Origin of the sequence: Tenacibaculum agarivorans, from assembly GCF_001936575.1 — a bacterium.
Taxonomy (GTDB): Bacteria; Bacteroidota; Bacteroidia; order Flavobacteriales; family Flavobacteriaceae; genus Polaribacter; species Polaribacter agarivorans.
The window spans coordinates 26738-39402 of sequence record NZ_MSMP01000014.1; the positions used below are offsets into that span (position 1 = coordinate 26738).

A 12665-nucleotide genomic window follows, 5' to 3' on the forward strand; every position below is an offset into this window, starting at 1 on the left:
TTTAAGAATCCATGAATACAATTCAAGCCACAACTTATCCTATATATTTCAATGAAGTAGCTTATCAAGAAATCAACCATTTTTTAGCTCAAAAAAACTACTCTTCTCTATTTATTTTAGTAGATACAAATACATTAAGAGATTGTTATCCTAGATTTATTCAGCTACTAGAAACTAATTTAAAAATTGAAGTTATAGAAATTGATGCCGGTGAAATTCATAAAAATTTGGAAACTTGTTTTGGAGTTTGGAACGCCATGACTGAACTTGGTGCTGATAGAAAGAGTTTACTAATTACTTTAGGTGGTGGTGTTGTTACTGATTTGGGTGGTTTTGTAGCTTCAACTTTTAAACGAGGAATTGATTTTATTAATATCCCTACTACCTTACTTTCTATGGTAGACGCTTCTGTAGGAGGAAAAACAGGGGTTGATTTAGGGGTGCTGAAAAACCAGATTGGTGTATTTGCTAATCCTCAAATGGTATTGATTGATCCTGAATACTTACATACTTTAGATCCTAGGGAAATTCGTTCAGGAACGGCAGAAATTATAAAATATGGAATGACTCATGATATTCATTTATTCAATGAAATAAAGGACAATCCTGAGTTAAATATTGTAGACTTAATTCACAGATCTATTGAAATAAAAAATGAAGTGGTTACTGAAGATCCTAAAGAAAAAGGATTAAGAAAAGTACTAAACTGGGGACATACAATTGGTCATGCCATTGAATCTTATTTCTTAGATACTGACCATAAAGAAAACTTAACACATGGAGAAGCTATAGCAATAGGTATGGCTTGCGAAGCTTATTTATCTTCTAAGATTTTAAATTTTCCAATGGAAAAAGTCGAAGAGATAAAAGAAGCTATCATCAAAATTTATGGAAAAGTAAATATTTTGCCAGAAGATATTCAACCTATTATGGATTTATTAATTCACGATAAAAAGAATGAAGCTGGAGTAGTAAAATTTGTACTTTTAAACGATTATGAAAATTTTGAATTAAGCTGTGAAGCATCTGATAGCTTAATTTTGGATAGTATTCAATTCTATAACGTATAAAACTCAACGTATCTCTAACAAAACGATTAATGTATAAAAGAATCCTAAAATTAACAGCAAATTACATCATATGGTTTTTTGTTACTGTTAGTATAGGAATGATAGGAGTTTGGTTAAATATTGGAGCTCCTGTAAAAGAGGATACTGGAAGCTTTTTTTCTAAATTAAATGACCTAGTGGTTCATTTTGTTGTTTTTTACATTGGTTTTATAAGAGGAGTACTAGGTTTTCTTATTTTTTTACTTTTTGACATAAAATACTTAAGACACCACAATACTAATTCAAAAAGAACTCTATTCCGAATATTAACTATCCTACTAATTACGATTGGAGTAGCTATTATTCACGATATTTTAGAATACAAATTGGACTGGATTTAGGGTTTTATACTATTATATAACTAAGTTATAAAGATTCGTATTTTTTTATAAACTTCCTGTTCATTTTTTTGCTTGTCCAAAAAAACGAACCAAAAAAACGACACTTCTTCAATGAATTTTTTAGCATAGCTAAAAACCAAATTTCACTTCTAAAATCTCTCCAAGGCTTCGAGACTTCTTAACGAAATGAAATTTTATTCTGCGAAGAAGCTTCAAAAGCTCTGCTTTTAATCGGTTTATAATAGATTCTGTTATTTAAAATTCGTAATTAATAAATCGTTTTTTTAGTAACATATCATTACAACCGTTTTACAAAATTTTTGTCAGGTATCTAGAGCTGACAAAAAATTTGTCTTTACGAACTAAACGAAGTGTAGTGAAGTAATCTTTATATTGTTAGGTAGAAATCATGATTTTCAACATAAAAACATCACGGGGTTTTTAAAACCTGGTGGTTCTGAAAATTAATCGATTTCAAAAACTTTAAAAACAAGCCTGATATATATTTACATATTCTGGTAGAATCTTTTCTATTGAGAATTGTTTCGTATGTTGTTTAGCATTTTGCTTAAACTGTAATAACTGAGCATCACTTTCAAGAATTGTTAAAACATTTTTCGCCATATCTTCTATGTCTCCCAAATTGCTTAAGAAACCTGTTTCACCATGTACATTTACCTCTGGTAATCCTCCAGAATTTGTAGAAATAACAGCAGTATTAGCAGCCATAGCTTCTAATGCAGCCAAACCAAAACTCTCAGCCTCAGATGGTAATAAAAAGATATCAGAGTAACATAGCAATTTAGGCACCTCATTACTGTTTCCTAAAAATATAATCTTATCACTAATGCCTAACTCACGAGCCAAGGATTCTGCTTTAACACGTTCTGGTCCGTCTCCAACCATTAACAGTTTGGCAGGTAATTTTTGTTGCACCTTATCAAATACTTTCACTACATCCAAAACTCTTTTTACAGGTCTAAAATTACTAACATGCGTTAGAATTCTTTCATCTTCATTAGCTACAGCACTTCTCAAACATTCTTGTTGATCTGCCATTTCATATTTAGCAATGTCTATAAAATTATACACTACTTTAATATCTTTTTTAATATTAAATAATCGTAAGGTATCTTCTCGTAAACTATTAGATACGGCAGTTACTTCATCAGACTGATTAATACTAAACTCTACAGCTTTTTTATATGATGGATGACTTCCTACTAGTGTTATATCTGTTCCGTGTAAGGTAGTTACTACTTTTACGCGTATTCCTTCATCTTTTAGCATTTTTTTTGCCATATAAGCAGCATAAGCATGCGGAATCGCATAATGTACGTGTAATACATCTAAAGAGAATTCTTTTACAACTTCCACCATTTTACTAGATAATGCCAATTCATAAGGCTGATACTGAAATAACGGATATTCCTCTAACGCAACTTCATGAAAATGCAAATTGTGTGAAATAAAGTCTAAACGAACAGGTTGATTGTATGTTATAAAATGAACTTCATGGCCTTTATCTGCAAGTGCCATTCCTAATTCAGTTGCCATTACGCCACTTCCTCCAAATGTTGGATAACATACAATTCCGATTTTCATTCTCTATTAATTTCGATTGTTGATTCTAGTGTAAAAATACACTTTTGAATCTGCTGTAGTGTTAAGATTTATTAAAAAAGAAACGCTGTCATTTTCATGACAGCGTTTATAAAATCATATCGTGTTGATTAATAATCTCCTAAGGTTGCAGGATTCTGTTCTAACGCTGAAGCCAATTGTTCATCATTAGGTGCTTTACCGTGCCATGCATGCGTGTGCATCATAAAATCTACTCCATTCCCCATTTCTGTATATAATAAAATACAAACTGGTTTTCCTTTACCTGTTTTTGATTTTGCTTCTTGTAAACCAGTTAAAATAGCCTCTACATTATTTCCTTCTTTAACTTCTAAAACATCCCAGCCAAAAGCTTCAAATTTAGCTTTTAAACTTCCCATAGCTAAAACCTCATCAGTAGTTCCGTCTATTTGTTTTTCGTTAACATCTACAGTAGAAATTAAGTTATCTACTTTTTTAGCAGCTGCATACATTGCTGCTTCCCAAATTTGTCCTTCTTGTAACTCTCCATCACCATGCAAAGAAAACACTAACTTATCATCTCCATTTAATTTCTTAGCTTCTGCTGTTCCAATAGCTACACTCATTCCTTGACCTAAAGAACCAGAAGCTATTCTGATACCTGGTAAATGTTCATGAGTTGTTGGGTGACCTTGTAAACGAGAATCTAATTTTCTAAATGTAGCTAACTCTTCTACAGGGAAGAAACCACTACGAGATAATACACTATAGAATACTGGAGAAATATGTCCGTTAGATAAAAAGAATATATCTTCATTTTTACCATCCATATTAAAATCTGTTGAATACTCCATAACTTCCTGATATAGGCAGCTAATAAACTCAGCACATCCTAAAGATCCACCAGGGTGACCCGAATTTACGGCATGTACCATGCGAAGTATGTCTCTACGAACTTGTTGTGTAAAATCTTGAAGTTGTTGTGTTGTTGGCATTATAAATAATTTTATGCCAGCAAAAGTAAGAGATTAAAAATAGAAAGGCAATAGTTATAAAACAAAAAGGGTTCGCATAGCTTAGTATTTTAAATTTTCTTTCTCGTTACATTTCCCCGACTTTCGACCTGTTATCTTTCTCTCGAACCCTTTATACTTCAAAGAAAACACGAATCTCTGGGGTATCCAATTTTTAGTAGTCTAGATTTATAAAATCAGACTCCTAAAACATCTAAACTCTTGTTTATTAAAAAATTACAATTTCACTATTTTTGCGTTAAAATGCAGAAAATCACATGAATTTCACAAAGTTTAGCATCTCCCTTTTACTGCTTACAGGTTTGATAATTCCATCATACAGTCAAAATGTACATAAGGATACCTTATTAAGTAAAACCTATGATAAATTAGAAAACTTATTTTACGATAATTTTAATGATAGTATTGCAGCAAAAAAGTATGCTAAGGCTTATTTTAAAAAAGCTAAAAAGGAGAATAATTTTTTGAGGATGGAAACTGGAAAGTATTTTTTAGCTCAACTAAAAGATAACTTTATTATTTACTACCATTTTTGTGATTCTTTAATCAAAAAAAGTAAAGAGAAGAAAGATTTTGAAATGGAAATGAAAATAAGAATTAGCAAAGCTATATCCTATCATCATTATAATTTACCTGAAAAATCTCTTAATGAGTTTTTAATTATTAATGATATTTTAAAGCTTCATAAAAATGATAGTATTGAATGTTTAAAAAACATATATCTAGGGTTAGCTAAAAAAAGAGATAATAAAATCTCTGAATCTTTAAAACTATATAATAAGGCGTATACTTACATCGATACTTTAGATTTGAAAAAATTAAATGATACATTTTTAAGTTTACCAAGTTTAATAGCCAACTTATATAAAGACTTAGGACAATATGATTCAGCAACATATTATTTAGATAAGGCAGAGAGTGTTTATAAAAAATATGGGGATAATGACATGTTAGGAAATTTGCCTTACTCAAGAGGCAAGTTAGAGTATCACAAAAAAGATTATAAAAAGGCTATAAAATATTTTGAAGAATTTACTAAAAAAGGTTTAGAGGATCTTAATTTTAGATTATTGATTTCTACTTATTCAATGCTTGGAGATAGTTACCACAATATAAATCAAGATTTAAAATCTGATTTATGTCATAAAAAAGCCGACTCGTTAAATGATGTTTATAAAATGTTTAACCCAAAAATAGAAAAAACTTATAATTTTTTCATCAAAAAAAGTAAACAACAAAACAATCTTACTGAGCAATTAAAATATATAAATAAGTTAATTAATTTTAAAGACTATCGATCAAATCAAAAAAAAGAAATCACTAAATCATTAACCGAAGACTATGACAAACCCAAACTCATCGCAGAAAAAAATGCGGTTATCGCTAAATTAGAACGCAAAGCACAAAAAGATAAATACTACAAAATCTTTTTTGGTTTTATCATTCTACTTATTCTTGGTTTATTAGCATTTCAGATTCAAAGAAAGTATAGCTATAAACAGCGGTTTTTACAATTAATGAATCAAGATAAAACTATAGAAACTACTGTTAAAAACACAAAATCTGCAGTAAACCATACGAAAGAAGTAAGCGGATTACCGAAAGAAATTGTCAATAATCTACTTGAGAAATTAATCGATTTTGAAAAGAATTTATCGTATTTGAATCCTCAGGTAAGTTTAAAACATGTAGCTGATCAGTTAGAAACTAATTCTAGTTATTTATCGAAAGTGATCAATCAACATAAAAACCAAACCTTTAGCAATTACATTAGTCAATTGAGAATTAATTATGTGGTTAATGAATTAAAAAACAACTCCAAAATGAGAAAGTATACCGTGAAAGCCATTGCTGAGGAAGTAGGCTTTAAGAATACGGAATCTTTTTCTAAAGCTTTCTATAAGTTCACCAATGTAAAACCTTCTTATTTTATAAAAGAGTTGAAGAAGCTAGAAGCTAGAAGTTGATTTCGACAAGCTCAATCACCAGTAAAAATATACAGTTTATTCCGGATTATTTATCTCTAAACGATCAATACTATCTAGAAATGAATACAACAATAATTGATAATTGAAACTTACGTTTTCTGTTTTTTCTTTTTAGCTGCTGGGAATAACACGTTGTTTAGTATCAATCGATATCCTGGAGAGGTAGGATGTAAATCTAATTCAGTTTTTGGATCTCCTACCCTATGCTGATAATCCTCAGGATCGTGTCCTCCATAAAAAGTGAACAGTCCTTTTCCTTTAGTTCCGTGAATGTAACGTGCCTCTCCATTGGTTTTACTTTCACCTAAAATCATTACAGTAGACTTCACAGCTTTTCGCTCGAACGAAGTAGTTTGTCCCATAAAGCCTTTTACTAATTGCGTATGATTTTGACACAGCATCGTAGGTACTTGGTCCCATTTAGCAGAAAACTCTTTTAACACAAAGTAATCCGTTTCTTTATTTATTCTTCGCTTTCGCGTCATATCAATAGAAGAAAACTCATACGTCGTAGGATTACGAATCAATTCAAAATTCTTGAATGCAAATGTATTGTTAAAGTTTATTTTAGCCTGATAATTCGGTTCTGAAGCATCTCCATCAAACATTGCTTCACAAATATCTACTCCATCCGCTGCTAAGGCAATATCAAAGCTATCTGTAGCCGAACACATGGCGAACATAAAACCACCACCAATTACAAAATCTCTAATTTTTTTAGCTACTGCACCTTTGGCTTGAGATACTTTTGCATAACCTAATTTTTTAGCTAAAGCTTCAGCATCTTTCTTTTGTTGAATATACCAAGGAGCGGCTCTAAATGCTCCATAAAACCGTCCATATTGTCCTGTAAAGTCTTCATGATGTAAGTGTAACCATTCATACAATAATAGTTTATCTGATAGTACTTCTTCATCATACACTACATCAAACGGAATTTCTGCATGTGTTAACACCATAGTTACTGCATCATCCCAAGGCATTTTATCTTTTGGAGAATACACGGCTATTTTAGGTGCTTTTTCTAAAGTTACCGCTTCTTGATTCATACTTGGTGAAGAGATTTCTTCTAAGATTAACTGTGCTTTAGCATCTGAAATTACTTGATATGAAACCCCTCTAACCTTACACTCATTCACTACTGCATCATTATTCTCAATTAAGAAAGCTCCTCCATCATAATTCAATAACCATTTTGCTTTTAATCCATTTTGTAATCCATAGTATACAATACCATACGCTTTTAAATGTGCTTTCTGATTATCATGACTCATTGGTAAATACACAAAAGATGCCCAAGCAGATTTTGCTAAAAATGTAAAGAAGAGTACTATATAAACATGTTTTTTAAACATCGACTAACTATTGTGTTATTTCTAAAGTAAGTAAAATATCGTTAATTTTAACTTCTCTATTTCTATTAATGTTTGTGATTTTTCCAGAATAAAAAGATTCGAAATCTAAAGAATACGTATCTGTTTCTATTTCACATAAGATATCTCCTTTACGAATAAAATCTCCTACTTTATAATTGTACTTTAAAATTTTGATTTCTTTAGCTTCAGATAGAAATTCTGGTACTCCTATTTCTACTAAATTAATTTTTACAACATTGAATTGTTTGTCTTCATTACTTCGATTACTTACAGGAGTATCAACATTGACATTTTTTGTTTGCTCTTTTTTTACAAATATTTTCTCAAAAAATCTTTTCATTCTAAAACTAAAATACACAATTACAATGAAGCAACTGTGTATTTCTATGATTTTATCATTTATTTAATATCATTTCGCTTCAAGATATAAAAATGAAATAGTAATCATTCTTGATTATTTATCTTAAAACTAAACTATTTTTTTACCTAAAAAGGAACATCATCATTAAAATCGTTTTGTGAAGTGTCTGCAGGTCCAAATGCATCTTCAGCAGACGGTAGTGCTCCAGACTCAAATGTATTCATACTCGATTGGAATTCACTACTAAATCCTTCTTCCAAATCTGAGAATTTTGCTAAGTGTCCTGTAAATTTCAAACGAATATTATCTAACCCACCATTACGGTGTTTTGCTACAATAAATTCTCCTTGTCCCTCACATGGCGAATGGTCATCATCATCCCATTCTGTCATTCCATAATACTCTGGACGGAAAATGAACGATACAATATCTGCATCCTGCTCAATCGCTCCAGATTCACGAAGATCGGATAGTAACGGACGCTTACTTCCTCCACGAGTTTCTACCGAACGTGATAACTGTGATAATGCGATTACTGGTACATCTAATTCTTTAGCTAATGCTTTTAAGTTACGTGAAATCATCGAAATTTCTTGCTCACGGTTTCCTCCCGCTCCACCTGCAGTCATTAACTGTAAATAATCAATAATTAAGATCTTTACATCGTGCTGAGAAACTAAACGACGTGCTTTTGCACGTAAGTCGAAAATAGATAATGCTGGAGTATCATCAATAAAAATAGGAGCATCAGAAAGTTTTTTAACTTTTACGTTCAATTGTTCCCATTCATGCGGTTCTAGATTTCCTTTACGTAGTTTTTCTGAAGTCAATCCCGTTTCAGAAGAAATCATACGCGTAATTAACTGTACCGATGACATCTCTAAAGAAAATAATGCTACAGCATGATTAAAATCTATTGCCATATTTTTTGCCATAGAGATTACGAAAGCCGTTTTTCCCATACCAGGACGTGCAGCAATAATGATTAAATCCGTAGGTTGCCATCCAGAAGTAAGCGCATCTAACTTTGTAAAACCAGTAGCTAAACCACTCATTCCTTCTTTATTAGAGATCTCTTGAATTTTAGTAATGGCTTGTTGTACTAAAGATTGTGCGTTTTCTGCTCCTTTTTTAAGATTTCCTTGTGTTACTTCAAATAATTTTCCTTCGGCATCATCTAATAAATCGAAAACATCTGTAGTTTCATCATAAGCATTCTCAATAATCTCAGAAGAAATTGAAATTAGTTTTCGTTGTATAAATTTTTCTAATATAATTCTTGAGTGAAACTCTATGTGTGCTGAAGATGCTACTTTTTGCGTTAGCCCTATGATGTAAAAATCTCCACCTGCAATGTCTAACTTTCCATCTTTTCGTAACTGATTGGAAACCGTTAATAAATCAATCGGTTCTGAATTTTGAAATAATGCATAAACAGCAGCATATATTTCTTGGTGTCTTCTATCATAAAAAGCTTCAGGATGTAAAATATCTATAACCTCATCAATACCCTTCTTATCCGTCATCATAGCCCCCAAAACAGCTTCCTCAAGATCTATTGCCTGTGGTGGAATTTTACCCTTCTCTAGATTTACAACTCTAGATCGGTCTGCTCTACCTGCCCTTAAACTTTGTCTTTTCTCCATGGTGGCAAAAGTAATTTTTTACGTTCATATTGTTCCTAGCTTATGTTAATTTTCTTTTTTCACAAATTATGTAAACAAAATTGTTACTAACTTGTTGATAACCTTCAATGTTTTATATTTTTGGGGGAATGAAACTATATAAAAAACACGTTTTTTTAGCAATTTTATTGCCTCTACAAATTCTTTTTGTCCAATTTTTAAGCAAAAAACCTGAATTTATAGAAAAATATTACGCTAATGGAATTTATCCATATATATCTAGGTTTTTCAGATTCATTTTAGGATGGATACCTTTCTCCTTTGGAGATATTTTAGGGCTTTTTTTAATTGGTTTGTTTGTATTTGAGATTTACAAGCTCTTTAAAAATAGATTTCGTACCATTATACCAAAACTTCTACAATTTACAGCTTTTTTATCCCTACTTTATTTTTGTTTTTATTTGTTTTGGGCATTAAATTATTTTAGAGAACCTTTAGCTAAAAGTTTACAGTTATCCCAATCTAAATACACTACAGAACAATTGGTGTATACTACAAAAAAAACAATACAAGAACTTAATCGAATACACTATAATATTACGGCTAATGATACTTTGAAGATTCATGTTCCTTACAGTACAAAAGAAATATATACTAAAGTTCCTTTAGCGTATCAAAATCTTGCTGAGCATTATCCACAATTATCTTATAAAACAACTTCTTTGAAAAGTTCTGCCGTAAGTCTTTTTCAATCTTACAATGGTACTTCAGGTTATTTAAACCCGATTACAGGAGAAGCACAGGTAAATGCTATGATTCCTAAAGCTGGATTTCCAGCCACAGCTTGTCATGAAGTAGCACATCAAATTGGTTGGTCTGCTGAAAATGATGCTAACTTCATAGGTTTTTTAACCTGTATTTATAGTGATGATGTGTATTTCAACTATTCTGGATACAGGATGGCTTTTCGATATTGTATGCGAGAAGTGCGAAAAAGAGACAAAGAATTGTACAAAGAACTATGGAAAACCGTACATAAAGGAATTTCTAAAGAATTAAAAGACAACTACAATTTCTGGAAGAAATATGAAAATCCTATAGAGCCTTATATTAAGAAAGGATATAACTCCTATTTGAAAGCGAATAATCAATCAAAAGGGATAGATTCTTATAGCTATGTTGTAGATTTGCTTATTGCTTATTTTGAACAACAAAAATCATGAAATACATACTATTATTTTTTTCAATTGCTACATTAATTTCTTGTAATTCTAATCAATTAGCTAAAGATTTTAATTGTGAAACCTCTGGTTTTTCTAATCTAGAATCTGTAGAAGACATCAAAAAGAAGTTTCGTGTAGAATTACCTAAACATTGGAAAACAAAATTATATTATGATGATGGGGTATCTTCTATTTATTCTGCCGATACTACTATTAGTTTATCAAAAACTATAGTAATGGATGTCTCATTTATTAATAATACTTCAGAAATTGATTATAATTTTATCGCCAAAGTTAAAAGTGATAACACACAACAAGAATTAACTGAATTACATTCAAAAAAAGTAAAATTTCTTCGTAATAGTGGATATTATAATTTAGCTAAAGGAAAGCGTGGTAAGTATGATTATCACCTTTTAAATGTATTTAGCAAAACTAAAACTGGGTTTATACATGCCAAAACAGAAATTTATGGTGATTCATTAGTTGATGAACGCCTATGTAAATCTATCCTTCTTTTACATAAAATTGATGTAAACTAACTCTTGCAAATTAAAAACAAAACATACTTACATGAATAAACAACATATTATAGATCGTTTTATCAGCTATGTAACCATTGATACGGAATCTGATCCAAATAATCCAGATTTTCCAAGTACAGAAAAACAATGGAATTTAGCTCGATTGCTAGAAGAAGAACTTAAACAAATAGGATTGGAAGATGTTGAATTAGATGAAAATTGTTATCTAATGGCAACACTCCCTAGTAATTTAGATTATGAAGTACCTACCATTGGGTTCATTTCTCATATAGATACCAGTCCAGATTTTACTGGAGCAAATGTAAAACCTCAAATTCATGAGAATTATGATGGAAAAGATATCATTTTAAACGCAACTGAAAACATTATACTTTCTCCTTCTTATTTTGATGATTTATTACAGTACAAAGGTCAAACTATAATTACTACAGATGGTACTACGCTTTTGGGTGCTGATGACAAAGCTGGGGTAACTGAGATAGTATCTGCAATGGAATACTTAATTCAACATCCAGAAATTAAACATGGTAAAATCAGAATTTGCTTCACCCCTGATGAAGAAGTTGGAAAAGGTGCGCATAAATTTGATGTTGAAAAATTTGGAGCACAATGGGCGTATACTATGGATGGTAGTCAAGTTGGAGAGTTAGAGTATGAAAATTTTAACGCCGCTGGTGCTGTAGTAACTATACAAGGTAAAATTGTTCATCCTGGTTATGCTAAAGGAAAAATGGTTAATGCCATGACAATTGCCAGTAAATTTATAAATGCACTGCCTGAAAAAGAAGTTCCTGAGCATACTACCGGATATGAAGGTTTCTTCCATTTACATACCATGGAAGGTAAAGTTGAAAAAGCAATACTACGATATATCATTAGAGATCATGATATGGAGTTGTTTCAACAAAGAAAACAATTAATGCTCGATACTGCACAGAAAATAAATACTGAGATTGGTAAAGAAGCTATACAAATAGAAATTAAAGACCAATATTATAATATGAGAGAAAAGGTTGAACCTGTAATGCATATTGTTGATATTGCCGAAGAAGTTATGAAAGATTTACATATTACTCCTTTGATAAAACCGATTAGAGGTGGTACTGATGGTTCTCAACTTTCTTACAAAGGACTACCTTGTCCAAATATTTTTGCTGGAGGACATAATTTTCATGGGAGATATGAATATGTACCTGTAGAATCAATTCTAAAAGCTACTGAAGTTATTGTTGGTATTGCTCAGAAAGTCAGCGAAAAATTTCAATAATACTTTACATACCTATATAAAAGTAAGAACTCCGGTAGAGAACTACCGGAGTCTTAATTAACCTCCTATTAAAATCAAATATATGAAAACACTCCCTATCAATATTGATTTCAACGCACAAATATAAGGCTATTTTACTTGTCCATACAAGGATTTTCACTCTTTTTAACATTAAAAGTGTAAATTTTCACATAATGTAATATTTATGTTAT

Annotated in this window: 11 protein-coding genes; 6 read left to right on the forward strand and 5 right to left on the reverse strand. The window is 30.9% G+C overall.

Annotation, left to right across the window (positions count from 1 at the left end):
* Window positions 1–11 precede the first annotated feature (11 nt).
* Both aroB and BVC87_RS12220 read left to right on the forward strand, forming a co-directional pair.
* The gene (gene aroB / locus BVC87_RS12215; RefSeq protein WP_075342669.1) at window positions 12–1070 is read left to right on the forward strand and encodes a 3-dehydroquinate synthase; all 1059 of its coding nucleotides are present in this window, start codon (window positions 12–14) and stop codon (window positions 1068–1070) included.
* A 29-nt stretch (window positions 1071–1099) separates the two neighbouring features.
* Window positions 1100–1450 (forward strand): hypothetical protein, encoded by a 351-nt coding sequence (locus BVC87_RS12220; protein WP_143569774.1) that lies wholly within the window; start codon window positions 1100–1102, stop codon window positions 1448–1450.
* A gap of 483 nt (window positions 1451–1933) precedes the next feature.
* On the opposite strand, the gene bshA is transcribed toward BVC87_RS12220, so the two are convergent.
* Together bshA and BVC87_RS12230 are read right to left on the reverse strand one after the other, a co-directional pair.
* The gene (gene bshA / locus BVC87_RS12225; RefSeq protein ID WP_075342671.1) at window positions 1934–3055 is read right to left on the reverse strand and encodes an N-acetyl-alpha-D-glucosaminyl L-malate synthase BshA; all 1122 of its coding nucleotides are present in this window, start codon (window positions 3053–3055) and stop codon (window positions 1934–1936) included.
* Window positions 3056–3183: 128 nt separating this feature from the next.
* A complete protein-coding gene (locus BVC87_RS12230) occupies window positions 3184–4029 on the reverse strand; it encodes a transketolase (RefSeq protein WP_075342672.1) in 846 nt (281 codons plus the stop codon).
* A gap of 296 nt (window positions 4030–4325) precedes the next feature.
* Here BVC87_RS12230 and BVC87_RS12235 point away from each other — a divergent pair, with 296 nt between their 5' ends.
* Window positions 4326–6035, forward strand: coding sequence for a helix-turn-helix domain-containing protein (locus tag BVC87_RS12235; RefSeq protein WP_075342673.1), 1710 nt, complete (start codon window positions 4326–4328; stop codon window positions 6033–6035).
* 110 nt (window positions 6036–6145) lie between these two features.
* Here the strand turns inward: BVC87_RS12235 and BVC87_RS12240 are convergent, their stop codons facing one another.
* The 3 genes from BVC87_RS12240 to dnaB form a co-directional block, all read right to left on the reverse strand.
* Window positions 6146–7411: an asparagine synthetase B gene (locus BVC87_RS12240; protein ID WP_200799187.1), complete on the reverse strand. Its 1266-nt coding sequence runs from the start codon at window positions 7409–7411 to the stop codon at window positions 6146–6148.
* 7 nt (window positions 7412–7418) lie between these two features.
* Window positions 7419–7772 (reverse strand): lipoyl domain-containing protein, encoded by a 354-nt coding sequence (locus tag BVC87_RS12245; protein WP_075342674.1) that lies wholly within the window; start codon window positions 7770–7772, stop codon window positions 7419–7421.
* Window positions 7773–7918: 146 nt separating this feature from the next.
* Window positions 7919–9439: a replicative DNA helicase gene (gene dnaB, locus BVC87_RS12250; protein WP_075342675.1), complete on the reverse strand. Its 1521-nt coding sequence runs from the start codon at window positions 9437–9439 to the stop codon at window positions 7919–7921.
* Between the two features lie 128 nt (window positions 9440–9567).
* Here dnaB and BVC87_RS12255 point away from each other — a divergent pair, with 128 nt between their 5' ends.
* The 3 genes from BVC87_RS12255 to pepT are packed head-to-tail and all read left to right on the forward strand — an operon-like array spanning window position 9568 to window position 12453.
* Complete coding sequence (locus tag BVC87_RS12255; protein ID WP_075342751.1) at window positions 9568–10641, forward strand: DUF3810 domain-containing protein; 1074 nt, start codon at window positions 9568–9570, stop codon at window positions 10639–10641.
* On the forward strand, window positions 10638–11183 hold the full coding sequence (locus BVC87_RS12260; protein ID WP_075342676.1) for a hypothetical protein: 546 nt from the start codon (window positions 10638–10640) through the stop codon (window positions 11181–11183). Before BVC87_RS12255 ends, BVC87_RS12260 begins: the two co-directional genes overlap by 4 nt.
* A 31-nt stretch (window positions 11184–11214) precedes the next feature.
* Window positions 11215–12453, forward strand: a complete 1239-nt coding sequence (gene pepT / locus BVC87_RS12265) for a peptidase T (protein ID WP_075342677.1) — start codon at window positions 11215–11217, stop codon at window positions 12451–12453.
* Window positions 12454–12665: the final 212 nt, after the last annotated feature.

Bases quoted from the DNA above. Each gene is read 5' to 3' on its own strand.
- aroB (WP_075342669.1), top strand. From the start codon at position 12: ATGAATACAATTCAAGCCACAACTTATCCTATATATTTCAATGAAGTA.
- BVC87_RS12220 (WP_143569774.1), top strand. From the start codon at position 1,100: ATGTATAAAAGAATCCTAAAATTAACAGCAAATTACATCATATGGTTT.
- bshA (WP_075342671.1), bottom strand. From the start codon at position 3,055: ATGAAAATCGGAATTGTATGTTATCCAACATTTGGAGGAAGTGGCGTA.
- BVC87_RS12230 (WP_075342672.1), bottom strand. From the start codon at position 4,029: ATGCCAACAACACAACAACTTCAAGATTTTACACAACAAGTTCGTAGA.
- BVC87_RS12235 (WP_075342673.1), top strand. From the start codon at position 4,326: ATGAATTTCACAAAGTTTAGCATCTCCCTTTTACTGCTTACAGGTTTG.
- BVC87_RS12240 (WP_200799187.1), bottom strand. From the start codon at position 7,411: ATGTTTAAAAAACATGTTTATATAGTACTCTTCTTTACATTTTTAGCA.
- BVC87_RS12245 (WP_075342674.1), bottom strand. From the start codon at position 7,772: ATGAAAAGATTTTTTGAGAAAATATTTGTAAAAAAAGAGCAAACAAAA.
- dnaB (WP_075342675.1), bottom strand. From the start codon at position 9,439: ATGGAGAAAAGACAAAGTTTAAGGGCAGGTAGAGCAGACCGATCTAGA.
- BVC87_RS12255 (WP_075342751.1), top strand. From the start codon at position 9,568: ATGAAACTATATAAAAAACACGTTTTTTTAGCAATTTTATTGCCTCTA.
- BVC87_RS12260 (WP_075342676.1), top strand. From the start codon at position 10,638: ATGAAATACATACTATTATTTTTTTCAATTGCTACATTAATTTCTTGT.
- pepT (WP_075342677.1), top strand. From the start codon at position 11,215: ATGAATAAACAACATATTATAGATCGTTTTATCAGCTATGTAACCATT.